Here is a 25,138-nt window from a genome sequence, read left to right as displayed (position 1 = left end):
GCAGGCCGATATGCTGACACCGCAACAGCAAACCCACCTGCGCAAGGCTTTTCAGGCCGCCGGACCCAAAGTCCGGCGCCACCTATCGCCGCTTTTGCCGCAAACGGTGGTCAGCTTTTCCGGGGTCAACCTGCTGGTCAATCCGCAGGACAATTTCACCGAACAGTGCATATGGCTGAACGGTGAGCCGCCGGAAAAGGAATCCCTTGCCGCGCTCAGCGGGATCGTTGCGGGCAAACGCGCGCTGGTGCTGGATATCGGTGCCAATTGCGGGGCCTTCGCGGTGCCTTTGGCACGGGCAGCGGGGGCGGGCTCTCGCGTGATCGCATTTGAACCGAACCCGGTGATGATGGGGCGGTTGGGCGAAAACATTCGCATGAACGATCTGGGCCATGTGATCCGGGTCGAAGGCTGTGCCCTGGGCGACAGCGAAGGCGAGGCGGTGCTGAACTTCCGCGCCGGAAACTTCGGCCAATCGTCGCTGCGCGATGTGGCAGCGGACAAGCAGGCGGGGTCGATCTGCGTACCGGTGCGGCGTCTGGCGCCGTATCTGGCGGGGGCCGATGGATATGATGTCAGCCTGATCAAGATCGACGTCGAAGGCTTCGAGGACGCGGTGTTCAATCCGTGGCTGGACGGCGCCGGTGTGGTTGACATGCCCGATGCGATCCTGATGGAAACCGAACACGCCAAGGACTGGGACACCGATCTGGTCGGTCGGGTCAAGGCCATGGGCTATGGCGTGCGGTTCGAAGGCGAAGGAAATACTCTGTTTGTCCGCGACGCGGGCAGGCTGTAACTGCAATCGCGGCTGGTGCCGCTGAAACTGTGATCACACGGGCCGGGGCCGTCACCCCGGACCACCCAAGAAGGAGACGCGACAATGGTTCAGCTGACGCTTCCGAAGAATTCCCGCATTCGCACCGGGAAAACCTGGCCCAAGCCAGAAGGCGCCACGAATATCCGTAAATTCAGCATCTACCGCTGGAACCCGGATGACGGCGAAAACCCGCGGGTTGATAGCTATTTCCTCGATATGGATAAATGCGGCCCGATGGTTCTGGACGCGCTGATCAAGATCAAGAACGAGATTGATCCGACGCTGACCTTCCGCCGGTCCTGCCGCGAGGGGATTTGTGGCTCTTGCGCGATGAATATCGACGGGATCAACACGCTGGCCTGTATCTATGGCATGGATGAGATCAAGGGCGACGTGAAAATCTATCCGCTGCCGCACCTTGAGGTGGTCAAGGACCTGATCCCGGATCTGACGCATTTCTATGCGCAGCACGCCTCGATCATGCCGTGGCTGGAAACCAAAACCAACCGTCCCGCGAAAGAGTGGCGGCAGTCGATCGAAGATCGCAAGAAGCTTGACGGGCTGTATGAGTGCGTGATGTGCGCCAGCTGCTCGACCTCGTGCCCCAGCTATTGGTGGAATGGCGATCAGTATCTTGGGCCAGCCGCGTTGCTGCATGCCTATCGCTGGATCATCGACAGCCGCGACGAAGCGACGGGCGAGCGTCTGGATCAGCTGGAAGATCCGTTCAAGCTGTATCGCTGCCACACGATCATGAACTGTGCCAAGACCTGCCCCAAGGGATTGAACCCGGCCAAGGCGATCGCCGAGATCAAGAAAATGATGGTGAACCGCGTCGTGTAACGCAGTGTTGCGGACCATCTGATCGAGCTAAGGACCGGGCAAGTTGCCCGGTCCTTTTCGTTGATGCGGGGGCCGCGCCGACGAAATCGCCGGGCGGGGCTTGTAGCTGCGCGCAAACCCGGTCAGCATCGCCGAACTGTTTCCTTTGCACCAAAGGTCGCCATGCCCCAGACCCCGCCAGACGCCGAAGCCCGCCGTGCCATTGCGCCGGTGATCTGCTATCCGACAACCACCCTGCCGCAGCCGGATTTGGCGCTATATCGCGCCGCCCGCGACGGTGCCGTGAAAACCAGTGAAACGTTGGTGCCCGCGCGCGACGCGGGCAGCTTTCATGTGCCAGCCGGGCAGTTTTTTCGCATCTCTTGTGTCGATGGACCGCAGGTCGGCGACCTGAACCTATGGAATGCGTCGGATCTTTCCGAGCGGTTCTATTCCGGCAAGACGCGGGCGCTACACGGCACGCACCTGACCACCGGGGACAGGATGTGGAGCAGCTTTCCCCATTTGCGCCCCGTTGCCACGGTCATCAGTGACACGCTGGACTGGTATGGCATCGACCCGTTCGGTGGCTCGGTCCACGACGTGATCGGGACGCGCTGCGATCCCTATACGCATAACCTGTTGTCGGGCGGGCAGTATCATCACTGCTGCCATTCCAATCTGACCCGCGCCCTGTCCGATGTGACCGGGTTGTCGCTGACGCAGGCCGAGCACCATGTGCATGACGTGCTCAACGTTTTCATGTGCACCGGGTTCACCCGTGACACTGGCCAATATTTCATGAAGGCCAGCCCCGTGCGCCCCGGTGACCACCTTGAGTTCTTCGCCGAGATTGACCTGCTCGGCGCGCTGTCGGCCTGTCCGGGGGGCGATTGCTCCTCGGAACATTCAAGTGACGCCGCGGCCTGCCATCCGCTGCTGGTCGAGGTCTTTGCCCCTGTGGCGGGGGCGCTTGCTGGTTGGGCGTCGCCACCGCCAAACCGGTATGATCGCAGCCATGGGCGCTAGGGTACGGGGCTGCATGTCTTGTGCATGTGCTGTGCACCCAAAACATACCGCCGAATCCTGAGCGAAAGCTTAACTGTCGTGGATAAAATGCAGCCGGGTGAAGGTTTTCCGCCAAGCACCCACTTCGGCCGCCAGCGCCTCGGGCGCATTCGAACGCAGCGCCAAAGCAAGCAACCGCGCCAGTTCGGGCATGTGTTCGGGGCGCATGCCCCAGCGCACCAATTCGGGCGTTCCGATACGCAAGCCATTGAGACCATTCGGAACCTCGGCGATCGGAAGCCCAATTCCGCAGGCTAGAAACCCGGCTTTGCGAAGGGTCTTTGACGCGGTTTGCCCGCCACCGAACCCTTCTGCCTCGATCGCGAACTGATGCGATTGCGTGGCGCCACGGCCTGCGGCGAAGATGGGAATGTCTTGCGAAATCAGTGCTTTGGCAAGGGACTGCGCGGTTTCAATCATGGTTTGCGCATAGGCGCCACCGTGATCGCGCCAGTCCAGCATCGACACGCCAAGTGCGGCAGACTTGGCGGCATCAAAGTTAGCGGTCATTCCGGGAAATGCGATTGAATCCAATGCTTTGGCGATATCCGAGTCATTGGTCACGATCAGGCCGGACGGCGGGCCGCCTAGGCTTTTGTAGGTGCTCATCGTCATCAAATGTGCGCCTTCTTCAAGCGGATTGGGCCAAGCCCCGCCCGCGATGATGCCGCATTGGTGCGCCGCGTCGAACAGCACATACGCACCGACCTCGTCCGCAATCGCCCGGATTTCGGCCACGGGATGCGGGAAAAGGTTAAGCGAGCCGCCGATGGTGATCAGCCGGGGGCGGACGCGGTGGGCGAGTTCGGAAAGCGCCACAAGATCAACGGTGTAGCCGTCCGAATTGACTGGGGCGTCGTGGCTGACGAGGCCGTAAAGACCGGCGCAACCGGCGGCATGGTGGGTGACGTGACCACCGATCGAACCGGGGGGAGCGATGATATTGTCGCCGGGCTTTGTCAGCGCCATGAAGCCATAGAGATTGGCGATCGCGCCTGAGGGCACGCGGATCTCGGCATAGGACGCGCCGAAGACCTCGGCGCAGAGTTCGGCCGTGATAACCTCTATCTTTTCAATGGCTTCCAGACCCATTTCATATTTTTCACCAGGGTAGCCAAGCGAGGGGCGGGTGCCCAGACCTGAAGAAAGCAGCGCCTCGGCGCGGGGGTTCATCACGTTGGTGGCCGGGTTTAGATTGAAACAGTCGCGCTCGTGGATTTCTTTGTTGGTTTCAGCCAGTTGCTCGATCTGAGCGGCGATGTCGGCGCTGGATTTATGGGCCGTTTCCTCGGCGATGGTCTGCACATAGGTTTCGACGGGCTGAGGCACCCAAGAGCGCGGGATCAGGCTGTGCATCTGTTTGATAATCCTATGAAAAGGCGGCTTCCAGGGCGATTTCAACCATGTCACCGAAAGAGCGTTCGCGGTCTTCGGGGGGCAGGGCTTCGTGGGTGATCAGGTGGTCGGAAACAGTTAACACGGCCAGCGCGCGCACGCCGTAACGCAGGGCGAGATTGTAGAGTTCGGCGGCCTCCATCTCGACGCCCAAAATGCCGTGGCGGGTCATTTGTTCGTTCAGATCAGGACGTTCATCATAGAAGACGTCGGCCGAATAAATCCCGCCCACATGGGTTTTTACTTGTTTGGTTTCAGCCGCTTGCGCCGCGGCGCGTAGCAAGGACCAATCGGCGGAGGGGGCGAAATTCAGCTCTTTGAAAATCCCGCGTGAGGGGGTGGAGAGGGCGGAGGCGGTCATGGCGAGGATCACATCGCGGATCTTTACCTTTTCCTGCATCGCGCCGCAGGAACCGATACGAATCAAGGTCTTGGCACCGTAATCGCGGATCAGTTCGTTGACGTAGATCGACAGCGAAGGCATGCCCATGCCCGAGCCCTGAACGGTGACAGGGTGGCCTTTCCACGTGCCAGTAAAGCCGAACATCCCTCTGACTTCATTGACTAATTGCGGGTTGTCGAGAAACGTCTCGGCGGCCCATTTCGCGCGGTAAGGATCGCCGGGAAGCAGGACGGTTTCGGCAATCTGGCCGGGTTGTGCGCCGATGTGGATCGTCATGTATCTGCCTTCAAGCCTGTGTATTTGCAGGGCAGTTTGAGGCGAAAAACCGATGTGCACAAGCGATACACATCGCATGCACAGGACATGCATACGCGATTTTCGCGCGTTGGCGGAAAGAACGGCGGTTAATGTGCATATTTACCCGGGTTAGCGGCTGTATTTGATGAACGGCGTCAGGGTGGCGATGCGGTCATAAAGTTTGCGCGCGGTCGTGTTGAACTCTTGCGTCATCCAATAGACCGCCGGTGTGCCGTGCTGATCGGCGGCGGCATAGACCGCTTCGATCAGGGCGCGGCCAATGCCGGTGCCGCGCACGTCTGGATCGGCGTAAAGATCCTGAAGATAGCAGACGTCTTCGACCTTCCAGTTGTGCGGGTGATAGATGTAGTGGACGAGGCCGACCGGGGTGCCATCAAGCGTGGCCACCAGCGCGTTCTGGTTCGGATGATCGGACGAGAGCAGGCGCTGAAAGGTGGTCTGATAAATCTCGTCGGGCAGGGTGGTTTCGTAAAATTCGAGATAAGCCTGCCATAGGCGGCGCCAATCAGCGGCGTCGGCTTCGGTCAGCGGGCGGATGGTGAGGGGCATGGCGCGGGCTTTCTCATCTGGGGCGATGAGGCAGTGTGGCGCGCGGGGCGGGCGAGGGCAAGACCCCCCGCCACGTCCGGGTTATTCTGCTGCGACGGGGGCCGGATCGGCGAGGGCAACGATATCCATCATGATGGTGTTCAGCTCGAAATCCTTGGGCGTGTAGACGCGGGCGACGCCCATTTCCAGCAGGCGCGCGGCGTCGTCATCGGGGATGATGCCGCCCACGACCAGCGGGGTATCGGAGAGGCCACCGGCGCGCATCCGGGCCAGCAGGTCTTCGACCAGCGGCATGTGCGAGCCGGAAAGGATCGAGAGGCCAATGACATGGGCGTCATTTTCCTGGGCCGCTTTAACGATTTCTTCAGGCGTCAGGCGTATGCCTTCATACTCGATATCCATGCCGCAATCGCGGGCCCGGAAGGCGATCTGTTCGGCGCCGTTGGAATGGCCATCCAGACCGGGTTTGCCGACAAGGAATTTCAACCGGCGGCCCAGCTTGTCGGAGACGGTGTTGACGGCCTCGCGGATGTCATCCAGCCCTTCGGTCTTGTTGCTGACCGAGCGGGAAACGCCGGTGGGGCCGCGATATTCGCCGAAGACGGCGCGCATCTGGGCGGCCCATTCGCCGGTGGTAACGCCAGCCTTGGCGGCGGCAATCGAGGGCTCCATCACGTTGCGGCCTTCGGCGGCGGCGGCGCGCAGATCGGCCAGCGCCTTTTCGACGGCGGCGCTGTCACGCTCGGATTTCCACGCGGTGAGGCGGGAGATCTGCTCGGCCTCGGTCGCGGGGTCGACGACCATGATACCGCCATCGCCGGTCATCAGCGGCGAGGGTTCGCCCTGTTGCCATTTGTTGACGCCAACAACGATGGTTTCGTTCCGCTCGATCCGGTTCAGGCGGTCGGCGTTGGAATCCACCAGACGGGATTTCATATATTCGATCGACGAGATCGCGCCCCCCATACCATCGAGGTTGGCCAGCTCGTGACGGGCGCCGTCCTTGAGGGCTTCGACCTTGCGCTCCACGGCGGGGTTGCCATCGAAGAGGTCGTCATATTCCAGCAGGTCGGTTTCGTACGCCATGATCTGTTGCATCCGCAGCGACCATTGCTGATCCCACGGGCGCGGCAGGCCGAGCGCCTCGTTCCAGGCGGGAAGCTGAACGGCGCGGGCGCGGGCGTTTTTCGACAGGGTGACGGCGAGCATCTCGATCAGGATGCGGTAGACATTGTTTTCGGGTTGTTGCTCAGTCAGGCCCAGCGAATTGACCTGAACCCCATAGCGGAAGCGGCGGAATTTCGGGTCATCAACGCCGTAGCGGTCGCGGCAGATCTCATCCCAGAGATCAACGAAGGCGCGCATCTTGCACATCTCGGTGACGAAGCGGATGCCTGCGTTGACGAAGAAGGAAATACGGCCAACGAGCTGCGGGAAATCCTCGGCCGGGACGCGAGGTTTAAGCTCGTCCAGAACGGCGGTGGCGGTGGCGAGGGCGAAGGCGAGTTCCTGCTCGGGGGTCGCGCCGGCCTCTTGCAGGTGGTAGGAACACACGTTCATCGGGTTCCATTTCGGCACGTTGGTGTAGCAGTATTCAGCCACATCCGCGATCATCTTGAGCGAGGGTTTCGGCGGGCAGATATAGGTGCCGCGGCTGAGGTATTCCTTGATCAGGTCATTCTGTACGGTGCCTTGCAGGGCGGAAACATCGGCGCCTTGTTCTTCGGCCACGGCGATGTAGAGCGACAGCAGCCACGGCGCCGTGGCGTTGATCGTCATCGAGGTGTTCATCTGCTCAAGCGGGATATTGTCGAACAGGGCGCGCATGTCGCCAAGGTGGCAGACGGGTACGCCGACTTTGCCGACCTCGCCACGCGCCAGAATGTGGTCGCTGTCATAGCCGGTTTGAGTCGGCAGGTCGAAGGCCACGGAGAGGCCAGTCTGACCCTTGGAGAGGTTGGAGCGGTAGAGCGCGTTCGAGGCCTTGGCGGTGGAATGGCCGGCATAGGTGCGGAACAGCCAGGGGCGGTCTTTTTTCATCTCGGTCATGGCGGGCCTCGTGAATCAGGATCTGCAACAATCTTGCGTTTGGGTGTTGATACTTGGAATTTTATGCCTCTGTCAATTCGCTGCGTTGCGGCGTGAGGTGATTTACGCGGCGGCAAAACCCCGCCATGGTGCCCAAATGAGTAGCACTGTGGAAATGCCCGTCTGGGTACTGGTTTTATTGGTCGCTTTCGCGGCGGTTACTTTTGCCTCGCATTTCCTGTTCCCGTCGGTGCGCTGGTTTTTCCGCCGCCGGATGGAGCGGCTGGTGGCGCAGCTGAACAAAAGGCTGACGCGGCCGATCGAGCCGTTCAAGCTGGCGCGGCGGTATGACATGATCCAGCGGCTGATTTACGACCCCGAGATTTCCACCGCGATTGCGGCGCATGCGGCGGCGCGGGGCGTGCCGGAAAACGTGGCGTTTGAAACGGCGCGGCGATACGCGCGCGAAATCGTGCCGTCGTTCAGCGCGTGGACGTATTTTCGGTTTGCCACCCGCGCGGCACGGTTGCTGAGCCAGGCGGTGTACCACGTTCGGGTTGTGCATCATGAGGGCGACGCGCTGGAGGGGGTGGACCCGGAGGCGACGGTGGTCTTTGTGATGAACCACCGCAGCAACATGGATTACGTGCTGGTGACCTATCTGTCGGCGGGGCGGGGGGCGCTGAGCTATGCCGTGGGGGAGTGGGCGCATATCTGGCCGCTGAGCGCGCTGGTGCGGTCGATGGGAGCCTATTTCATCCGGCGGCGGGATGGCAACGGGCTGTACCGGGTGATTCTGGCCAAATATGTGCGGCTGGCGACGCAGGGCGGGGTGTCGCAGGCGGTGTTCCCCGAAGGCGGGCTGAGCCTGACCGGGCGAATGGCCGAGCCGCGTCTGGGGATTTTGAAATATATCGTCGAGGCGCATGACCCTGCGGGGCGCGATGTGGTGTTTGTGCCGGTCGCGCTGAATTACGACCGGGTGCTGGAGGATCGGATTCTGGTGCGGGCCGACGCAGGCGGGACACGGCGGTTCAAGGCGAGCGTGCGGTCGGCGTTGTGGTTCGGGGTGAAAACGCTGTGGTCGCGGGTGACGGGACGATACGTGGCGTTTGGCTATGCCGGGGTCAGTTTCGGCGCGCCGCTGTCGCTGTCAGGGTTCGAGGGCGGGGTCGAGGCGCTGGCGCAGGACCTGATGGGGCGAATTGCCAAGGAGGTTCCGGTCTTGCCGGTGCCTTTGGTGGCAACGGCGCTGTTGCAAGGCGAAGGGCCGGTGGACCGGGTCGCCTTGGAAATGCGGGTCAAGGCGCTGTTGGCACAATTGGCGGGCGCCTCTGTCTATGTTCCGCGCGAAAATCGGGGATATGCGGTGGAAGTCGGACTGAGGACGTTGCAAGCGCGGAAACTTGTTGTCGAAACCGACGGGCAGGTTCAGATTGTCGAGGCAGAGCGACCGCTTTTGACCTTTTATGCTGCATCCATCGCCCATCTTCTGCCGAATGGGAGTGGGGCGTAGCCGAAGTTTCTGCGCTTGCGAGGTTATAAAATTACAAAACTGACCCGAATTGGATTGCATTGTTGCGCGCCCATCTTTATTCCACGGCGCATGACGCCGCGATTCTGCATTGCGGCATTACTCAAGAATGGAGGCTGAGATGGCTCTGGACACTGATATGGGCATTGCCCCTTACGACGCGCCTGAAAAAGATCTGTATGAAGTGGGCGAAATGCCGCCGCTGGGATTTGTTCCACCGAAAATGTATGCGTGGGCCATTCGCCGCGAACGTCATGGCGAGCCTGACAAGTCGTTCCAGGTTGAAGTTGTGGACACGCCGACGCTGGACAGCCACGAGGTGCTGGTTCTGGTGATGGCGGCGGGTGTTAACTACAATGGTGTCTGGGCGGGGCTTGGTGTTCCGATTTCACCGTTCGACGGCCACGGCGCGCCGTATCACATCGCAGGGTCGGACGCGTCCGGGATCGTTTGGGCCGTAGGGTCGAGCGTGAAAAACTGGAAAGTCGGCGATGAGGTGGTGATCCACTGTAATCAGGACGACGGCGACGACGAGGAATGCAACGGCGGCGATCCGATGTTCTCGCCCAGCCAGCGGATCTGGGGCTATGAGACGCCGGACGGGTCGTTCGCGCAGTTCACCCGCGTGCAGGCGCAGCAGTTGCTGCCGCGGCCCAAGCATCTGACCTGGGAAGAGAGCGCGTGCTATACGCTGACGCTGGCGACGGCGTACCGGATGCTGTTCGGGCATCACCCGCACGAGCTGAAGCCAGGGCAGAACGTTCTGGTCTGGGGCGCGTCGGGCGGTCTGGGGTCGTTTGCGATCCAGCTGATCAACGCGGCGGGCGGCAATGCGATTGGCGTGATCTCGGACGAGACCAAGCGCGATTTCGTGATGGGGCTGGGCGCCAAGGGCGTGATCAACCGCAAGGATTTCAAATGCTGGGGTCAGTTGCCGACCGTCAACACCGAGGAATATGCGGCGTGGTTCAAGGAAACCCGCAAGTTCGGCAAGGCGATCTGGGACATCACCGGCAAGGGCAACAACGTGGATATCGTGTTCGAGCATCCCGGTGAGGCGACGTTCCCGGTCTCGACCTTCGTGTGTAAGAAGGGCGGCATGATCGTGATTTGCGCGGGCACCAGCGGGTTCAACTGCACCTTTGATGTGCGGTATCTGTGGATGCATCAGAAGCGCGTTCAGGGCAGCCACTTTGCGCATCTGAAGCAGGCGGCCTCGGCCAACCGGTTGATGATCGAGCGGCGGATTGATCCGTGCATGTCCGAGGTGTTCCCGTGGGATGAAATCCCCGCAGCGCATATGAAAATGCTGCGCAACGAGCACAAGCCGGGCAACATGGCGGTGCTTGTTCAGTCGCCCAAAACCGGTCTGCGCACCGTTGAGGACGTGCTGGACGCTGGCAAGAAGTAAACAATCCGTTTCGGATTCGGAAACAAAGGCCCGCAGGATCAAACCGATCCTGCGGGCTTTGCGTTTGTGTGGACTGAATATTTGCGACTTCAATGATTTGTAAACACTGCCCTCGCTATTTTGGGGGAGTTGATATTCGCGAATTTTATTGGGCGGGGATCACATGCTATGGTTGTGTTATTGCTTCGTTGACCTAATATGAAGAAAGTTAACCATGAAGAATGACTGGATACTGGATGTTCTCTCGGACCTGAAAAACTTCGCACAGAAAAATGGTCACGCCTTGTTGGCTGAGCATCTGGATGTGGCGAAAGTGATTGCACGGGCCGAGATCGCATCTGTCAACGAAAGGGCAGCGCTTGCGGTACACGGCGATGAAGCCACGGGTGGAGCAGATCCTAGAGGATTTGGAACAAGCTACAGGGCTTGAGCACCTTCAGATTGCCGTAGAGGCGCTGCGCGATCACTATCGTGTGGATCACGTTGTTTACCACTGGGTCAGCTCGTCTGGCGAGCAGTACGGGTGCGGCACCTATTCGCCAGAATGGGCGCAGCGGTATCAGGAACAGGAATACCTGAGAACGGATCCGGTCATCCTTGGGTGTTTTCAGCGGTTCCACCCAGTGGACTGGAAAATGCTGGACTGGACAAGTCGTGCCGCGCGCACGTTCCAGACGGATGCGTTGAAGTACGGGGTCGGAAATCAGGGTTTTTCCGTGCCGATCCGTGGGCCGAACGGTCAGTTCGCCTTGTTCACCGTGAACCACAATTGCGATGATGCCACGTGGGAGCGCTTTACGGAAATGCACCGGCGCTCGATCATTCTGGTTGCGCATTTCTGCAACCAAAAGGCGCTGGAGTTTGAACCGGGCCGCAAACCTGAACCCGCACAGCCGTTGTCGCCGCGTGAAGTGGACGCGATCACCTTGATTGCCATGGGGCACAGTCGGGCGCAGGTGGCCGATGCGCTGTCGATCTCTGAGCACACTTTGCGGGTCTATATTGAAAGCGCGCGGTTCAAGCTGGGGGCCGCCAATACCACCCACGCGGTTGCCCGCGCGATCAGCCGCGGGCTGATCGTCGTGTAACACATTGTTAACCCTAACGATTTGTTAAGGTTAACCACTCGTTAGGGTTGAGAATCATTAACTTTTTTCACGTAATTTACCTACGAGATCACCTCGGAGGGTAGATGACGATGCTCAGATATATTTATTCAGACCAAATGGCCCTGTATCCCAAGCTGCGGGATACGATGTTTCGGGACCGGGCGGATCAGTTCAAGACGCGGCTTGGCTGGGACGTTACGGTGAACGAAAAAGGCGAAGAAAGCGATCAATATGATCAATTGAACCCACTTTATGTGATCTGGCAGCGGCCGGACGGGTCACATGGCGGCTCGATGCGGTTTTTGCCGACGGTTGGGCGCTGCATGGTGAATGAACACTTCCTGGATATTACCCAAGGGGTGAGAATCGAAAGCCCGCTGATCTGGGAATGCACCCGGTTCTGTTTGTCGCGCGGGTCGGATCCGGCGGTGGCGGCGGCGCTGATGCTGGCGGGCGGCGAAATTTTAGACAGATTCGGGCTGCGGCATTTTGTCGGGGTGTTTGATGCGCGGATGGTGCGGATCTATCGCCGGATCGGGGCCAGCCCCACGGTTCTGGGGACGTCGGGCGAAGGACGCGATGCGATCAGCGTCGGACTGTGGGAATTCAACCCCGAGGCCAAGGCGCGTGTCGCACGGCAGGCGGGGCTGTCGCCCGAGCTGTCGGCGATGTGGTTCGACCAAGCCTTTGGCGACCCAAAGCCAGATAGCTTTGCTCTGACGGCCTGAGGTCTCTGGCCCTTGGCGCGGACCCGCTGTAGGGTCGCGCCATGACCGTTCCCGCACTTCAGTTCTCTCACGATCAGGCCGAAGCCTATGACCGCATTGCCGAGCTTTTGCGCAGTGTCGGGGTGGATTTGACCGACGGAAGCGTAACACCGCCAAAGCCCGGAAAGCAGCAGGTTCTGGCGGTGACGGGCAAGGCCGGATCGGGCAAGACGCTGCTTTTGGCCGAGCTTTACAAGGCGTTGGAGGCGGGCGGCGTTGAGGTCGTGTCGTCGGATTTCGAAGGGCGCAAGCGCAAGGAACGGCGAACGCTGGCGATTTTGGCGCCCACCAACAAGGCGGCGAGTGTGCTGCGGATGCGCGGCGTGCCCGCGACGACGATTCACCGCATTTTATATACGCCGGTTTACGACCCGGAATACGAGCGGATTGCCGAGTGGCTGGCCGGATCGGGTGAGCGACCACAGATTGAGGGGCTGACCGATCTGGCGTTGGACCGGGCGCACGCATTTTACCAGATTCACAAGTCCGTTCCGGGTGCATTTGCGGCGGCCGGGTTGCGCGGGTCGGATTTCATCACCGGGTGGAAGCGGCGCGAAGAGGGGCTGGATATCGGGTTCATCGATGAAGCCTCGATGCTGGATGAAAAGCAGTTCAACGATCTGAAAGAAATTTTTCCGACGCTGGTGCTGTTTGGCGATCCGGCGCAGTTGGCGCCGGTCGGGCTGTCGGGTGAAATGATTTTTGAACGGCTTCCGGCGCCGTCGCGGTTGGTATTGAACCGAATTCACCGGCAAGAGGCGGACAACCCGATTTTGGATCTGGCGCATGCGCTGGCGGACCCCGAGCTGGGGTTCGAGGCATTTGAGCGGATGGTCGAAGAGGCCGCGCGCAAGGATGAGCGGGTGGTTTGGGCGCCACGGGTCGAGGTGGATCTGATGGCGCGCAGCCCGGTTCTGGTATGGCGCAACGCCACGCGAATCCGGTTGATCAACGCGTTCCGGGCGGTGCATGGCGCCCCCGAGGACGAGTTGTTGGAAGGCGAGCCGCTGATTTGCGACGGGCTTGAGCTGCCGCTGAAACACCGCAAGAAGCGGCTGGATCTTGAGGCGCGCGGGCTGATCAAGGGGGCTCAGGTGATCTATCTGGGGCCGGGGCGCAAGCCGGGGTTTTCACGGCTGCACGTGATGGGGGCCGAAGACCCGCAGGTGAGCGCGGCGTCGATCGTGAAGATCGAAAAGCCGGGTGAGGAAGAGCCGTTCATTCCGTTTGCTGCGCGGATGGGGGCGGTGTTTTTGCACGGCGCGGCGGTGACGATCCACAAGGCGCAGGGCTCGCAATGGGAGAACGTGCAGGTATTTGCGCCGGACCTGTATGCGGCGGCGCGAATGGGGCGGATCGAGGCCGGGCAGCCGTTGTGGAAGCGGCTGGCCTATGTGGCGATCACGCGGGCCGAGCAGCGCCTGTTCTGGGTGGTGCGGGCGCGGTTGTCGAAGCCCGAGGGGCCGTTGCGGGTGGACGATCTGCGCGCCGCCCCGGCGGCACAGCTGGTGTTGCAGCCTGACAGTACGGAGGACGCATGAGGAGCATTATCATCACCGGCGCGAGTGCCGGGATCGGCGCCGCCTGTGCGCGGGCGTTTCTGGCCGACGGCTGGCGTGTCGGGATGCTGGCGCGGCGGCGTGCGGCCCTGGAAGAGGTGGCGGCGGGGCAGGCGCACGCGGTGCTGTTGCCCTGCGATGTGAGTGACCCAGAGGCGGTGGACGCGGCGTTTGACAGCTTCGTCGCGCGGGCTGGGCGGTTGGATGTGTTGTTCAACAATGCCGGGATGTTCGGCCGCGCCGCGATGATCGACGAGCTGTCGGTCGAGGACTGGCGGCAGGTGCGGGAGGTCAATCTGGACGGGATGTTCCTGTGCGCGCGAGCCGCGTTCCGGATCATGCGGGCGCAGGAGCCGCAGGGCGGGCGGATCATCAACAACGGCTCGATCAGTGCGCACAGCCCGCGCGCGGGGTCGGTGTGTTACACGACGACGAAACATGCGGTGACGGGGCTGACCAAAAGCCTGTCGCTGGATGGGCGGGCGTTTGATATTGCCTGCGGTCAGATCGACATTGGCAACGCCCGGACCGAGTTGCTGGAGGGGATCATTGCCGCCAATCCCGACAGCCCGCCACCGACGATGGACGTGGCGGACGTGGCGCGCGCCGTGGTGCAGATGGCGGGGTTGGGGCCTGAGGCCAATGTGCAGTTCATGACCCTGATGGCGACGAAGATGCCCTATGTCGGGCGCGGATAGCGGCGCCTAGCTGTTGCGCAGAAGCCGGAAGGCGGTCGAAGCCAACCAGCCTGCGGCAATGGCGATCGCCAGCGACAGCAGCCCATAGGCCAGCGCCTGTTCGCGCGCGAGGTTGAACAGGAACCGCTCAAGCCCGACTTTGCGCACATCAATCACGGTTTCAAAGTGCGACACCACTGCGCCATTGCGGGTCAGGAAGATGCGGGTGGCGTAATTCCCCTCGGTCAGGTTGGAGGGCAGGGCGATCGAGGTGCGGAACAGGGTTTGCTGATCGACCTCGACCGCGCCTTCGAGCAGCTGATAGCTGCCGTCGTTTTGCTTGATCCGGATCAGCGCGCGGGTGAAATCCTGTGCGTCGCCCAGTTCAGAGGGCGCGCCGACCGAGCGGATCGCGCGCCTGATCGAGATACGGTGGCGCAGGTCCTCGGTATCAGACAGGACGGTGCCGAGCGGACCGCTGGTGGCGACGGCATAGAAGGCGGGGGCGCTGTCGACCTCGACCGCGGCGGTGTTGATCCAGATCCCGAAGAGGCGGCTTTTGCGGCGCACGGTTGTTGGGTGGGATGGGCCGACAATCGCAATGATCACGTCCAGCCGGTCATCGGGGATCGGGGTTTCACGTTTGACCGCGCCAAAGACCAGAATATCGGAGCCGTCAAACCGCGCTGTGATCGCCACGCGGCTGTGGCTGAGGCCCAGAACGACCTGTTCTGTTTCGGCGCTGACGCCGCGCAGCGGCAGCAGCAAGAACAACAGGAGCAGGGCCGCGCGGATCATGCGTTGGCCCCCTCTTCAGCGATGGAGTAGAGCTCGGACGGTTGCAAAAGCAGTTCGAGCGCGATCTTGCCGCAGACCAGCAGCACCAGAAGCGCCAGCAGCACGCGCAGGTGCTCGGCCTTGAGCTTGACGCCGATGCCGGTGCCGATCTGGGCGCCGATGACACCGCCCACCAGCAGGAACACAGCCAGCGGCAGGTCAACGGTGTGGTTGGTGATCGCGTGCAGAAGCGTGGTGAAGGCGGCGACGAAGATAATCTGAAACAGCGAGGTGCCGACCACGACCTTGGTGGGCATGCCCAGAATATAGATCATCGCGGGCACCATGATGAAGCCGCCGCCGACGCCCATGATCGCGGCAAGCAGCCCGACCGCCAGCCCCACCAGCATGGGCGGGATGACCGAGATATAGAGGCCCGACACGCGAAACCGCATTTTGAACGGCAGGGCGTGGACCCAGTTGCGTTGTTTGCGTTTCTTCAGGGGGCCGCCTGCACGGCGGGCGCGGCGGATGGCACGCAGGCTTTCGACCAGCATCAGCGCGCCAATGACACCCAGAAACACCACATAACACAGCCGCACCAGCAGATCGACCTGACCCAGTGCCTTGAGGTAGTTGAACACCACCACGCCAATGGCCGAGCCGATCAGCCCGCCCGCCAGCAGCACGGTGCCCATTTTCAGGTCAACGGTTTTGCGTTTCAGGTGGGCCAGCAGGGCCGAGAAAGACGAGGCGACGATCTGGTTGGCCGAGGTGGCCACGGCGACCGCCGGAGGGATGCCGACAAAGAACAGCAGCGGCGTGATCAGGAACCCGCCGCCGACGCCGAAAATGCCCGACAGGATGCCCACAATGCCGCCCAGCCCCAGCAGAAGGAAGGCATTGACCGAAACTTCGGCGATGGGCAGGTAAATTTGCATGATCTTTCCTAGCGCGGGCTCGGATGATTTGGCAAGGAAACCAGAGGGGCAAAACGAATTTGCCCGGCACAAGGCCGGGCAGGGTGGGATTTGCTTAGCGTTCTTTCACATAGGGTTCGCCACCGGCGCGTGGCGGAATGGCCTTGCCGACAAAGCCCGCCAGAATGACCACGGTCAGGATATAGGGCAGCGCATCCATCACCTGCACTGGAATGATCACGCCGCCAAGGTCGATGTTCTGGTACCGAAGGGCGACCGCTTGCAGCAGGCCGAACAGCAATGTGGCCGACAGCGCGTACCATGGCCGCCATTTGGCAAAGATCAGCGCTGCCAGCGCGATATAGCCGCGGCCCGCAGTCATGTCCTTGACGAACCCGGCCTGAAGCGCGGTGGCAAGATAGGCGCCCGCGATGCCGCACAGAATGCCGCAGATCACCACAGCGGCATAGCGCAGCCCCACGACCGAGACGCCAGCCGTATCGACCGCAGCGGGGTTTTCGCCCACCGCACGCAGGCGCAGGCCGAAGCGGGTGCGGTACAGGACCCACCATGTGGCGGGCACGCAGGCGAAGGCCAGATAGACCAGCGCGGTATGGCCCGAGATCAGGTCATGATAGAGTGGCCCCAGCACCGGGACGCTCTGCAGGGTTTCGGCAAAGGGCAGGGTGATCGGTTCGAACCGGGCATTGCCTGCCAGTGACGGCGTGCGGCCCCCTTGGCGGAACCAGTCCTGTGCGATCAGAACGGTCAGCCCCGCCGCCAGAAAATTGATCGCCACGCCGGAGATCAGCTGATTTCCGCGAAAGGTGATCGAGGCAAGGCCATGCAGGATGGACAGCGCCATCGAGGCGGCGATTCCGGCCAGCAGGCCCAGCCAGGCCGAACCGCTGACATAGGCCACGGCGGCGGACAGAAAGGCGGCCATCAGCATCTTGCCTTCCAGCCCGATGTCGAAAATCCCGGCGCGTTCGGAAAACAGCCCGGCCAGACAGGCCAGCAGCAGCGGCGTGGCCAGACGGATCGTGCTGTCGAGGATTTGCAGGATGGTGAGGTAGTCCATGCTCTCAGCCCTCCTTGCGGCGCAGCGCGAGGAACAGTTTTTCCAGCGGCATCCGCACCATGTTGTCCAGCGCGCCGGTGAACAGGATCACCAGCGCCTGAATGACGGTGATCAGTTCGCGCGGGATCGAGGTCCAGAGCGCCAGCTCGGCACCGCCCTGATAGAGAAAGCCGAACAGGATCGCGGCCAGAAACACTCCAAACGGGTGGTTGCGGCCCATCAGCGCGACGGCGATGCCGATGAAGCCGGCGCCCTCGACTGCGTTCATCACCAGGCGCTCGGCCTCGCCCATGACGTTGTTGATGGCCATCATCCCGGCCAGCCCGCCAGAGATCATCATCGCCAGCATGGTGATGCGAAAGGGCGAGATCCCGGCATAGCGCGCGCCGCTTTCGCTGAAGCCATAGGCGCGCAGTTCGTATCCGAAACGGGTGCGCCAGATCAGCAGCCAGACCGCAACACAGGCCAGAACCGCGACGATCAGGCTGACATTTGCCGGGGCGGCCTTGGAAAAGGCGATGCCGAGGGGGGACAGGATGTCGTGCAGGGTTGGCAGGTGGGTGGCGGTGGGGAATTTACCGGTCGCCGGGTCCATCTGGCCGGTGGGGCGCAGGACGTTGACCAGAACATAGTTCAGCACCGCGGCGGCGATAAAGTTGAACATGATCGTGGTGATCACGATGTGGCTGCCGCGTCTGGCCTGAAGATAGGCCGGGATCGCGGCCCAGGCGGCCCCGAAGACGGCGGCCGCTGCAGTCGCGCCCAGCAGCGCCAGCGACCAATGCGGCCACGGCACGAACAGGCAGATCAGCGCCACGCCCAAGCCGCCCAGCATCGCCTGACCTTCGCCGCCGATGTTGAACAGGCTGGCGTGAAAGGCCACGGCCACGGCCAGCCCGGTGAACATGAAGTTGGTGGCGTAATAGAGCGTATAGCCCCAGCCATAGGTCGAGCCGAGCGCGCCGTTCACCATCAGCTTGACGGCGGCAATCGGGTCTTCGCCAATTGCCAGGATCACCAGCGCCGAGATTATCGCGGCCAGCAGCAGCGAGATCAGCGGGATCAGGATCACGTCGGCCCATTTCGGCATTTTGTCCATCAGGCGGCCTTTCCAGCGACGCCGGCCATCAGCAGGCCCAGTTCTTGGGGATTTGTCTGGCCCGGCAGGCGTTCACCCATGATCTGACCGTCAAACATGACCGCGATGCGATCGGAAAGCGACAGGATTTCATCCAGCTCGACACTGACCAGCAGGATCGCCTTGCCCTGATCGCGCAGGGCGATGATTTGTTTGTGGATGAACTCGATCGCGCCGATGTCGACGCCGCGGGTGGGCTGGCCCACCAACAGCAGGTCGGGGTTGCGCTCGATCTCGCGGGCGACGACGATTTTCTGCTGGTTGCCACCCGAGAAATTCTTGGCCGACAGGCGCGGATTGGGGGGGCGCACGTCGAAGCGGTTCATCATGTCGTCGGCGTCTTTCAGGATGCCCGCGTTGTTCATCAGCAGCATATTTTTCTGATAGGCCGGATCGTTGTGATAGCCGAAAACGCTGTTTTCCCACGCGGTGTAGGGCATGATCAAGCCCTCGCGCTGGCGGTCTTCGGGAACGTGGGCGATGCCGCGCGCACGGCGCGAGCGCCCATCGGAATGCTTGCCGGTGAGGTCAAGATCCTGGCCGTTGACGCGGATCGTTCCGGTGCCGGGGATCATGCCGCCCAACACCTCGAGCAACTCCGACTGACCATTGCCCGCGACCCCGGCGATGCCAAGGATTTCGCCCGCCTTGATCTCAAGAGAGATGCCTTTCAGGCGCTCGACGCCCTTTTCATCGGTGACGTGCAGGTTTTCGACCTCAAGCATGGTGGCACCGGGGCGGGCGGGTTGTTTTTCCACCTGTAACAGGACCTTACGGCCGACCATCAGTTCGGCCAGCGCCTCGGGGCTGGTGTCGGCGGTCTTGACCGTGGCGGTCATTTCACCGCGGCGCATGACGGACACGGTATCGGTGATCTCCATGATCTCGCGCAGCTTGTGGGTAATCAGGATGATGGTTTTTCCCTCGGCGCGCAGCCGGTCGAGGATGCGAAACAGCTGATCGGCCTCGGCGGGGGTCAGAACCCCGGTGGGTTCGTCCAAAATCAGGATATCGGCCTGACGGTACAGCGCCTTGAGGATTTCCACCCGCTGCTGCATGCCGACGCCGATGTCTTGGATCACCGCGTCGGGATCAACATCCAGCCCGTATTCGGTCGCCAGATTGCGCAGCGATTTGCGGGCCTTGGCAAGGCTGGGGCGCAGCAGGCGCCCGTCTTCGGCGCCCAGAATGACGTTTTCCAGCACCGTGAAATTTTCGACCAGCTTGAAATGCTGGAACACCATGCCGATGCCCGCCGCGATCGCGGCCTGACTGTCAGGGATGGCGGTTTTTTGGCCGAGGATAAAAATCTCTCCGGCGTCGGCTTTGTAGAAGCCATAGAGGATCGACATCAGCGTGGACTTGCCCGCGCCGTTTTCGCCGATGATCCCGTGGATCGTACCGGGCATGACCCGGATGGAAATATCCTTGTTCGCCTGCACCGGCCCGAAGGCCTTGGAGATGCCGCGCAACTCAATGGCGGGGGCAGCCGTGTCCGGCTGCCCTTTGTGATGTGTTGCAGTGCTCATTCAGAACTTGAGCGCTTCGCAGGTGTCATCCGACGAATAGTCGTGGACCTTGATTTCGCCCGAGATGATTTTGGCTTTGGCGGCCTCGACGGCCTCTTGCATCTCTGGGGTGATCAGGTCGGCGTTGTTTTCATCCATGGCATAGCCAACACCGTCGGCGGCCAGATCCAGCAGTTGATAGTCGGTGCTGACGTCAGGGCCGGCTTTCATGATGTTGTAGACGGCAACATCGACGCGCTTGAGCATCGAGGTCAGAACCTTGCCCGGGTGCAGGTGGTTCTGGTTGCTGTCGACACCAATTGACAGGATGCCTTCGTCGGCGGCGGTTTGCAGAACGCCAACGCCGGTGCCACCGGCCGCAGCATAGACAACGTCAGCGCCTTGGCTGATCTGCGCCTTGGTCAGCTCCGAGCCTTTGACCGGGTCATTCCAGGCGGCGGGCGTGGTGCCGGTCATGTTGGAAATCACCTTGGCGTCGGGGTTCACGGCCAGAGCGCCTTGGGCATAGCCACAGGCGAATTTGCGGATCAGCGGGATATCCATGCCGCCGATGAAGCCAACGGTGTTGGTTTTCGACGCCATCGCGGCCAGCATGCCGACCAGATAGCTGCCCTCGTGCTCGGTGAAGCCAACGACCAGCACGTTGGGGGCTTCGACCCAGCCGTCAATGGTGACGAATTTGGTGTCGGGGTAATCGGGGGCGACGGCCTCGATCGGGGCGCTCATGCCAAAGCCGGTGGTGACGATGGGGTTGGCGCCTGCTTCGGCAAAGCGGCGCAGAGCCTGTTCACGCTGTGCTTCGGACTGCATTTCGATTTCGAAATACTTGCCGCCGGTTTCCTTTGCCCAACGCTCGGCGCCGGCATAGGCGGCTTCGTTGAAGGATTTGTCGAATTTGCCGCCCAGATCGAAGATCAGGGCAGGTTCGGCCAGTGCAGCACCGGCGCTGAGCGCGGTCGCGGCGACTGCGCCAAGGAATTTCTGCATCAGGGTCATTGTCGTCTCCCATAGTGTTGGCTTCGGGCGCATCATGAAACGCGTGCCCGTTCAGCGAGCAGATCGGGTCTGATCATGTGCGATTTGGCCGCAGGCATGGGCGGGGGTCAACAGGAAACTGTTCTGAAAATTCCCCGGATGCCGGGAAAGGCGAGGTGACGCTAGGGCAGTGCGCGCCGCATAATCAGCGCGGCAAGCCGGGTGCCTTGCGTCGTGCGATAGTAATCCCGCCGCTGGGCCATGATCGCATAGCCGTCAGAGTGATAGAGCGCGATGGCGGGCTGATTGTCCTCGGCCACCTCGAGAAATGTGGTGGTCGCGCCGCGCTGCTGGGCGGTGTCGTGATAGCGGTGCAGCAGGTCACGCCCCAGGCCCTGACGGCGATGCGCGGGATCGGTGGCCAGCGTCAGCAGTTCCGCCTCGTCCGCGATGACGCGGCCAAGGGCAAAGCCCTGTGGCTGCGCCGCCAGAAACACATAGGGCGAGGCCAGAAGGGTTTCGAATTCAGCGGCGGACCATGGTCGCAGAGTGGTGAAGGCTGCCGCGTGCAGGCGGGCCAGATCCTCAGGCGCCATCGGTCAGGATCAGCGGCGCGGGGTCACGCGGCGGCGCGGCATCGGCGGCCTTGATATAGAGCGGTGCGGGCGGCGGTGCCGGTTGGTCGGCGCGGGTGGCGGCGACGCGGGCGATATGTTCGGCCAACGTTGCGGGGGCGGGCGGTGACAGCAGCGGCAGGCCAAGCGCCTGCGCGGTGTCGAGCGGCATCAGCGCCGGGGCGGTGCCGGGGGGCGCCACATAGACCTGCCCGCGTGGGGCGGGGGCGCAGGCGATATGCGGGGTCGTGTGGCCCCAGCTTGTCGCCTCGAACGTGGTGACGCCGATGGCGGGGATCTCAAGCGCCAGTGCCAGACCGCGCGCGGCTGCGACGGAAATGCGGATGCCGGTGAAGTTTCCCGGCCCGACGCCGACGCCGAGTGCGTGCAGATCGGCCCATGTTGCGCCTGCGCCTGCCAGCAACTCCTCTAGCAGGGGGAACAGTCGCTCGGCCTGGCCGCGGCCCATGTCCTCGGCCGTGGAGGCGATCAGCTGGTCGCCCGACAGCAAAGCGGCCGCGCAATGCGCGGCCGATGTGTCGAACCCAAGGATCAGACGGTCAGACGGCAACGGGCCGAACCTCGGTCACCTCGGGGATATAGTGGCGCAGCAGGTTTTCGATGCCCATTTTCAGGGTCAGCGTCGAAGACGGGCAACCGGCGCAGGCGCCTTGCATATGCAGGTAGACCACGCCGCGATCAAAGCCGTGGAACGTGATGTCGCCACCATCTTGCGCCACGGCAGGGCGCACGCGGGTGTCCAGCAACTCTTTGATCTGGCCAACGATTTCGCCGTCAGGCCCATCGTGATCCGCATGGCCCGAGGCGGGCGTGGCGGAGTCTGCCATCACCGGCTGGCCGGACTGGAAATGCTCCATGATCGCGCCCAGAATGGCGGGTTTGATGTGATCCCATTCGACCTGATCGGATTTGGTGACCGTCACGAAGTCGGTGCCTAAGAACACGCCGCTGACGCCGCTGACCGCAAAGATGCGCTGCGCCAGAGGCGAGGCCTCTGCGCCTGCCGCCGAGGGGAAGTCGGCGGTGCCCGCGCCCAGAACGGCTTGACCGGGCAGGAATTTCAACGTGGCGGGGTTCGGGGTGGATTCGGTTTGAATGAACATCGCAGGTGTACCTTTTATGGCTTGCCTTGGATATGCGCTCGGAGGGGGCCGGAGTCAAGGTTTGGGGGTGTACGAACGGGTCAGATGATCCGCTGTTGCAGCTCTTTGGGGGCGCTGGCCTCGGCGGCCCAAAACGCTTTGGCCTGCGGGCTGTATGCGGACCAAGGCGCACTGCGGTAGGGAACCGCGCAGTACAGATGCGGCGGCCACGACAAGCGTGGCGGGGCCTCAGGTGATGGCTTCGAGCCGTTCCTTGGACAGATCGCCGGGCACAATGGTGATCGGGATGGGCAGGGAGCCGGCGCTGCGGCTGAGTTGGGTGACGAGGGGACCGGGGCCTTTTTTGTCGGTGCCGGCGCCGAGGACGAGGACGCCGATGTCGGGGTCGGCGTGGATCTGCGCCAGGATTTCCGTCACCGGTTCACCTTCGCGGATCACGAGTTCGGGGTCGACGCCCTGTTTGTCGCGCATCCATTTGGCGAAGACCTCGAAGTGGACCTCGATTCGCTCGCGGGCCTCTTCGCGCATGATGTCACCGACGCCGATCCAGTGGTTGAACTCTTCGGGCGGGATGATCGACAGGATCGCAACCCCGCCACCAGAGCCGGCCGCGCGCATGGCGGCAAAGCGCATGGCGTTGAGGCATTCGCGGCTGTCGTCCAGAACCACCAGAAATTTGCGCATCGGTTTGTCTCCCTCGGCGGGATCATGGCGCAAGCGCGGGCGTCAGGCAATACGGCTGTTGCGGCGGCGGGCTTAGCTGCAGGTCGCAGCGGCGGCGGCGCCGAACTCTTTGTAACGTAACCAGAAAATCTCGTGGCTGCGGCTGTCGGACTGGCGGATTTCCTGCGCCATATGCGGCTTGACGAAGAATTTTGCGGCCAGACGCTGATCACGGCGGCTGAGAGTTTGATTGGCGACGCGCTGAATGCAGCCACAAAGTTGGCGGCTTTTCTGCTGGCGGGGGGAGGCCAGACAGGCGCGGTCAATCGGGCCTGCAAGGGCCGTGGTTGCACCCAGAGGTGCAATGAAAACCGCCAGCATGGCGGCAAAAAGGATGTGTTTCATATCTCTGCCTCGATCCGATGCGCGGGCCCGGTGTTTTCACCTTTTGACGTCGCGCGGGTTGCTACCCTCAACGTCAGTATGGCGCAGAGTGTGGCAGATTTCAATGTGGCGGATTGGCGTTTCGTGGTTAACGCAGCGACCGGCGGGGCGCGGATGTGGGCGGCGACTCGGGCCGGGAAACGGGGGTTAACAAGGGGAAATCGGCGGTTTTGGCCGGTGTGATCGGCGTGCACAACGCGTGCACCGCGCGTGCACCGGGGGTGGCGGGTTTTGCCGGGTTAACGGGGCGGACGGGGGGAGGCGTTAAGGGTTTGGGGCGGGAAGGGGGTGAAGAAGTGGAGGCTGAAGCCGCCTGCTCGGTCGATCTTACATTTTTCTTCTAAAGAGATTTGAAGCGAGATTTATTCTCTGGTAGCAAAAATAGCCCGTTTTCAACGTTTGCTCTATGGGCGAGCATTTTGTCCCAGTGCCACATGATTGCGGCTGCTTGCTCCCCCACCTTCTTTTTCTGTAATGAAGGGGAAAGATAGAATGCTACGACCCTGTTGCGGAGAATGGCGGAACGCTCTGCTTTTTTCCGGGAGTTTTGCAAGTCTTTTGAAACGACTATCCAGTCACGGTTTAGTTTGCTGAAGTAGTCGATGTCGGAAATGTTTGTAGGAAACTTCTCTCGAAGCGCATAGGCTTCATGATCGTCTATTCTGATTAGCTCGTGCATGGCGCGAGCTATGCACGGCGGCATGTTATGGTCGAAAAGTACCTTAACCATTTGCCTCGTCTAAGCTTTTCTCAAACAAAATTCCCGCATTCAGTATTCCTTTTGGAATCTCATAAATACATGACAGATAGTTCAAATCTTTGAAGTCTTTAAACTCATTATAAATCGTATTTGTGGAGATACCAAACTGATCTAGGATTGGATCGCCAAAATGCCGGTTTGGATCGATGACGACATTGGAAAACCCTTTTGGCCGCCATCTCACAGCGACCTGGTTCTCATATTCCAAGTCATTTAATGACTGGGCAATAATCTCTCGGAAAACTTTCTGACCTGGCCGATTCTTCGCAAGGCTCACATACTCCCCATCGCTTTCAACCGCTTCCATGAGAATCTCGGTGCCAACAGTTTTGAATTTTTGTGATGCTAAAGGACGTTCTATTCCGAACTTCTGTTGAGCAAAAGAAATGGCAAATCGGATCGATTGAAGGGAGATGTTTTTCTTTCGCATTGCTGCAACGACCCTGACCTCGACTAAGTCTAGGAAGCTAATTTCTGTGGTGTCTTCGTCCAAGTATTGAAAGTGAGCGTGCCATAGAGGTTCGTTTGTCCCGCTTCCACGAGTCCACCGCAGTACTTGTTGGGCGTTTGTGCGCGCAAGTCGTGCTGCTTCCCGCGGCGTGTATACGCCTTGACCAAGTATTTGACTATCTAGCGGCATGCGGCCCTCCTAG

The 25,138-nt window shown here is 61.4% G+C and carries 26 protein-coding genes and 1 pseudogene; 10 read left to right on the top strand and 17 right to left on the bottom strand.

The annotated features are described in order from the left end of the window. The first annotated feature begins 10 nt into the window (after nt 1-10). The 3 genes from BSF79_RS07070 to BSF79_RS07060 all read left to right on the top strand — a co-directional run bounded on the left by BSF79_RS07070 (nt 11) and on the right by BSF79_RS07060 (nt 2,671). Nucleotides 11-799: an FkbM family methyltransferase gene (locus tag BSF79_RS07070; RefSeq protein WP_090269171.1), complete on the top strand. Its 789-nt coding sequence runs from the start codon at nt 11-13 to the stop codon at nt 797-799. Between the two features lie 84 nt (nt 800-883). Then, a complete protein-coding gene (locus BSF79_RS07065) occupies nt 884-1,663 on the top strand; it encodes a succinate dehydrogenase iron-sulfur subunit (RefSeq protein ID WP_090269170.1) in 780 nt (259 codons plus the stop codon). A gap of 162 nt (nt 1,664-1,825) precedes the next feature. Then, complete coding sequence (locus BSF79_RS07060) at nt 1,826-2,671, top strand: urea carboxylase-associated family protein (protein ID WP_090269169.1); 846 nt, start codon at nt 1,826-1,828, stop codon at nt 2,669-2,671. Nucleotides 2,672-2,740: 69 nt separating this feature from the next. Here the strand turns inward: BSF79_RS07060 and BSF79_RS07055 are convergent, their stop codons facing one another. The 4 genes and pseudogenes from BSF79_RS07055 to BSF79_RS07040 all read right to left on the bottom strand — a co-directional run. After that, entirely contained in the window at nt 2,741-4,066 is a 1,326-nt protein-coding gene (locus tag BSF79_RS07055) for a serine hydroxymethyltransferase (RefSeq protein ID WP_090269168.1), read from the bottom strand. Between the two features lie 13 nt (nt 4,067-4,079). After that, on the bottom strand, nt 4,080-4,784 hold the full coding sequence (deoD, locus tag BSF79_RS07050; RefSeq protein WP_090269167.1) for a purine-nucleoside phosphorylase: 705 nt from the start codon (nt 4,782-4,784) through the stop codon (nt 4,080-4,082). Between the two features lie 150 nt (nt 4,785-4,934). Beyond that, the gene (locus BSF79_RS07045; protein WP_090269166.1) at nt 4,935-5,375 is read right to left on the bottom strand and encodes a GNAT family N-acetyltransferase; all 441 of its coding nucleotides are present in this window, start codon (nt 5,373-5,375) and stop codon (nt 4,935-4,937) included. Between the two features lie 81 nt (nt 5,376-5,456). Then, nucleotides 5,457-7,427, bottom strand: a pseudogene (locus tag BSF79_RS07040) (methylmalonyl-CoA mutase family protein); the annotation flags it as partial. Nucleotides 7,428-7,560: 133 nt separating this feature from the next. On the opposite strand from BSF79_RS07040, the gene BSF79_RS07035 reads away from it, so the two are divergent. From BSF79_RS07035 to BSF79_RS07010, 7 genes are all read left to right on the top strand, one after another. Continuing rightward, a complete protein-coding gene (locus tag BSF79_RS07035; RefSeq protein ID WP_090269164.1) occupies nt 7,561-8,919 on the top strand; it encodes a 1-acyl-sn-glycerol-3-phosphate acyltransferase in 1,359 nt (452 codons plus the stop codon). Between the two features lie 139 nt (nt 8,920-9,058). Continuing rightward, complete coding sequence (gene ccrA, locus BSF79_RS07030) at nt 9,059-10,348, top strand: crotonyl-CoA carboxylase/reductase (protein ID WP_090269449.1); 1,290 nt, start codon at nt 9,059-9,061, stop codon at nt 10,346-10,348. A gap of 214 nt (nt 10,349-10,562) precedes the next feature. After that, nucleotides 10,563-10,778 (top strand): hypothetical protein, encoded by a 216-nt coding sequence (locus BSF79_RS19445; RefSeq protein WP_139246396.1) that lies wholly within the window; start codon nt 10,563-10,565, stop codon nt 10,776-10,778. Next, nucleotides 10,723-11,436 (top strand): helix-turn-helix transcriptional regulator, encoded by a 714-nt coding sequence (locus BSF79_RS07025; protein WP_090269163.1) that lies wholly within the window; start codon nt 10,723-10,725, stop codon nt 11,434-11,436. The genes BSF79_RS19445 and BSF79_RS07025 overlap by 56 nt, the downstream gene beginning before the upstream one ends. 110 nt (nt 11,437-11,546) lie before the next feature. Further along, the gene (locus BSF79_RS07020) at nt 11,547-12,185 is read left to right on the top strand and encodes an acyl-homoserine-lactone synthase (protein ID WP_090269447.1); all 639 of its coding nucleotides are present in this window, start codon (nt 11,547-11,549) and stop codon (nt 12,183-12,185) included. A gap of 41 nt (nt 12,186-12,226) precedes the next feature. Continuing rightward, the gene (locus BSF79_RS07015) at nt 12,227-13,765 is read left to right on the top strand and encodes an ATP-dependent DNA helicase (RefSeq protein ID WP_090269162.1); all 1,539 of its coding nucleotides are present in this window, start codon (nt 12,227-12,229) and stop codon (nt 13,763-13,765) included. Then, nucleotides 13,762-14,481, top strand: coding sequence for an SDR family oxidoreductase (locus BSF79_RS07010; protein ID WP_090269161.1), 720 nt, complete (start codon nt 13,762-13,764; stop codon nt 14,479-14,481). The genes BSF79_RS07015 and BSF79_RS07010 overlap by 4 nt, the downstream gene beginning before the upstream one ends. 6 nt (nt 14,482-14,487) lie before the next feature. On the opposite strand, the gene BSF79_RS07005 is transcribed toward BSF79_RS07010, so the two are convergent. From BSF79_RS07005 to BSF79_RS06940, 13 genes are all read right to left on the bottom strand, one after another. Further along, on the bottom strand, nt 14,488-15,258 hold the full coding sequence (locus BSF79_RS07005) for a TIGR02186 family protein (protein WP_090269160.1): 771 nt from the start codon (nt 15,256-15,258) through the stop codon (nt 14,488-14,490). Further along, nucleotides 15,255-16,178, bottom strand: coding sequence for a sulfite exporter TauE/SafE family protein (locus tag BSF79_RS07000; RefSeq protein ID WP_090269159.1), 924 nt, complete (start codon nt 16,176-16,178; stop codon nt 15,255-15,257). The genes BSF79_RS07005 and BSF79_RS07000 overlap by 4 nt, the downstream gene beginning before the upstream one ends. A 94-nt stretch (nt 16,179-16,272) precedes the next feature. Beyond that, on the bottom strand, nt 16,273-17,238 hold the full coding sequence (locus tag BSF79_RS06995) for an ABC transporter permease (protein WP_090269158.1): 966 nt from the start codon (nt 17,236-17,238) through the stop codon (nt 16,273-16,275). 4 nt (nt 17,239-17,242) lie between these two features. Beyond that, complete coding sequence (locus tag BSF79_RS06990; protein ID WP_090269157.1) at nt 17,243-18,337, bottom strand: ABC transporter permease; 1,095 nt, start codon at nt 18,335-18,337, stop codon at nt 17,243-17,245. Beyond that, on the bottom strand, nt 18,337-19,905 hold the full coding sequence (locus BSF79_RS06985; protein ID WP_090269156.1) for an ABC transporter ATP-binding protein: 1,569 nt from the start codon (nt 19,903-19,905) through the stop codon (nt 18,337-18,339). Before BSF79_RS06985 ends, BSF79_RS06990 begins: the two co-directional genes overlap by 1 nt. Continuing rightward, entirely contained in the window at nt 19,906-20,901 is a 996-nt protein-coding gene (locus BSF79_RS06980) for a BMP family lipoprotein (RefSeq protein ID WP_090269155.1), read from the bottom strand. Nucleotides 20,902-21,062: 161 nt separating this feature from the next. Continuing rightward, on the bottom strand, nt 21,063-21,476 hold the full coding sequence (rimI, locus tag BSF79_RS06975) for a ribosomal protein S18-alanine N-acetyltransferase (protein WP_090269154.1): 414 nt from the start codon (nt 21,474-21,476) through the stop codon (nt 21,063-21,065). Continuing rightward, nucleotides 21,466-22,065: a tRNA (adenosine(37)-N6)-threonylcarbamoyltransferase complex dimerization subunit type 1 TsaB gene (gene tsaB / locus BSF79_RS06970; RefSeq protein ID WP_090269153.1), complete on the bottom strand. Its 600-nt coding sequence runs from the start codon at nt 22,063-22,065 to the stop codon at nt 21,466-21,468. Before tsaB ends, rimI begins: the two co-directional genes overlap by 11 nt. Continuing rightward, complete coding sequence (locus tag BSF79_RS06965) at nt 22,055-22,618, bottom strand: NifU family protein (RefSeq protein WP_090269152.1); 564 nt, start codon at nt 22,616-22,618, stop codon at nt 22,055-22,057. The genes tsaB and BSF79_RS06965 overlap by 11 nt, the downstream gene beginning before the upstream one ends. Before the next feature lie 228 nt (nt 22,619-22,846). Continuing rightward, nucleotides 22,847-23,302, bottom strand: a complete 456-nt coding sequence (locus BSF79_RS06960; protein ID WP_090269445.1) for a universal stress protein — start codon at nt 23,300-23,302, stop codon at nt 22,847-22,849. A 72-nt stretch (nt 23,303-23,374) separates the two neighbouring features. After that, complete coding sequence (locus tag BSF79_RS06955) at nt 23,375-23,686, bottom strand: hypothetical protein (protein ID WP_090269151.1); 312 nt, start codon at nt 23,684-23,686, stop codon at nt 23,375-23,377. Nucleotides 23,687-24,065: 379 nt separating this feature from the next. Further along, complete coding sequence (locus BSF79_RS06945; protein WP_090269149.1) at nt 24,066-24,455, bottom strand: PIN-like domain-containing protein; 390 nt, start codon at nt 24,453-24,455, stop codon at nt 24,066-24,068. Beyond that, a complete protein-coding gene (locus BSF79_RS06940; protein WP_139246394.1) occupies nt 24,448-25,125 on the bottom strand; it encodes a hypothetical protein in 678 nt (225 codons plus the stop codon). The genes BSF79_RS06945 and BSF79_RS06940 overlap by 8 nt, the downstream gene beginning before the upstream one ends. Between the last annotated feature and the right edge of the window lie 13 nt (nt 25,126-25,138).

The sequence above is a fragment of the Thalassovita taeanensis genome (assembly GCF_900110775.1).
GTDB classification, from domain to species: Bacteria; Pseudomonadota; Alphaproteobacteria; order Rhodobacterales; family Rhodobacteraceae; genus Litorimicrobium; species Litorimicrobium taeanense.
The sequence above is the reverse complement of the archived record's forward strand: the minus strand, read 5'-3'. Positions and strand labels throughout refer to the sequence as shown.

Bases quoted from the DNA above. Each gene is read 5' to 3' on its own strand.
- BSF79_RS07070 (WP_090269171.1), top strand. From the start codon at position 11: ATGCTGACACCGCAACAGCAAACCCACCTGCGCAAGGCTTTTCAGGCC.
- BSF79_RS07065 (WP_090269170.1), top strand. From the start codon at position 884: ATGGTTCAGCTGACGCTTCCGAAGAATTCCCGCATTCGCACCGGGAAA.
- BSF79_RS07060 (WP_090269169.1), top strand. From the start codon at position 1,826: ATGCCCCAGACCCCGCCAGACGCCGAAGCCCGCCGTGCCATTGCGCCG.
- BSF79_RS07055 (WP_090269168.1), bottom strand. From the start codon at position 4,066: ATGCACAGCCTGATCCCGCGCTCTTGGGTGCCTCAGCCCGTCGAAACC.
- deoD (WP_090269167.1), bottom strand. From the start codon at position 4,784: ATGACGATCCACATCGGCGCACAACCCGGCCAGATTGCCGAAACCGTC.
- BSF79_RS07045 (WP_090269166.1), bottom strand. From the start codon at position 5,375: ATGCCCCTCACCATCCGCCCGCTGACCGAAGCCGACGCCGCTGATTGG.
- BSF79_RS07035 (WP_090269164.1), top strand. From the start codon at position 7,561: ATGAGTAGCACTGTGGAAATGCCCGTCTGGGTACTGGTTTTATTGGTC.
- ccrA (WP_090269449.1), top strand. From the start codon at position 9,059: ATGGCTCTGGACACTGATATGGGCATTGCCCCTTACGACGCGCCTGAA.
- BSF79_RS19445 (WP_139246396.1), top strand. From the start codon at position 10,563: ATGAAGAATGACTGGATACTGGATGTTCTCTCGGACCTGAAAAACTTC.
- BSF79_RS07025 (WP_090269163.1), top strand. From the start codon at position 10,723: ATGAAGCCACGGGTGGAGCAGATCCTAGAGGATTTGGAACAAGCTACA.
- BSF79_RS07020 (WP_090269447.1), top strand. From the start codon at position 11,547: ATGCTCAGATATATTTATTCAGACCAAATGGCCCTGTATCCCAAGCTG.
- BSF79_RS07015 (WP_090269162.1), top strand. From the start codon at position 12,227: ATGACCGTTCCCGCACTTCAGTTCTCTCACGATCAGGCCGAAGCCTAT.
- BSF79_RS07010 (WP_090269161.1), top strand. From the start codon at position 13,762: ATGAGGAGCATTATCATCACCGGCGCGAGTGCCGGGATCGGCGCCGCC.
- BSF79_RS07005 (WP_090269160.1), bottom strand. From the start codon at position 15,258: ATGATCCGCGCGGCCCTGCTCCTGTTGTTCTTGCTGCTGCCGCTGCGC.
- BSF79_RS07000 (WP_090269159.1), bottom strand. From the start codon at position 16,178: ATGCAAATTTACCTGCCCATCGCCGAAGTTTCGGTCAATGCCTTCCTT.
- BSF79_RS06995 (WP_090269158.1), bottom strand. From the start codon at position 17,238: ATGGACTACCTCACCATCCTGCAAATCCTCGACAGCACGATCCGTCTG.
- BSF79_RS06990 (WP_090269157.1), bottom strand. From the start codon at position 18,337: ATGGACAAAATGCCGAAATGGGCCGACGTGATCCTGATCCCGCTGATC.
- BSF79_RS06985 (WP_090269156.1), bottom strand. From the start codon at position 19,905: ATGAGCACTGCAACACATCACAAAGGGCAGCCGGACACGGCTGCCCCC.
- BSF79_RS06980 (WP_090269155.1), bottom strand. From the start codon at position 20,901: ATGACCCTGATGCAGAAATTCCTTGGCGCAGTCGCCGCGACCGCGCTC.
- rimI (WP_090269154.1), bottom strand. From the start codon at position 21,476: ATGGCGCCTGAGGATCTGGCCCGCCTGCACGCGGCAGCCTTCACCACT.
- BSF79_RS06965 (WP_090269152.1), bottom strand. From the start codon at position 22,618: ATGTTCATTCAAACCGAATCCACCCCGAACCCCGCCACGTTGAAATTC.
- BSF79_RS06960 (WP_090269445.1), bottom strand. From the start codon at position 23,302: ATGCGCAAATTTCTGGTGGTTCTGGACGACAGCCGCGAATGCCTCAAC.
- BSF79_RS06955 (WP_090269151.1), bottom strand. From the start codon at position 23,686: ATGAAACACATCCTTTTTGCCGCCATGCTGGCGGTTTTCATTGCACCT.
- BSF79_RS06945 (WP_090269149.1), bottom strand. From the start codon at position 24,455: ATGGTTAAGGTACTTTTCGACCATAACATGCCGCCGTGCATAGCTCGC.
- BSF79_RS06940 (WP_139246394.1), bottom strand. From the start codon at position 25,125: ATGCCGCTAGATAGTCAAATACTTGGTCAAGGCGTATACACGCCGCGG.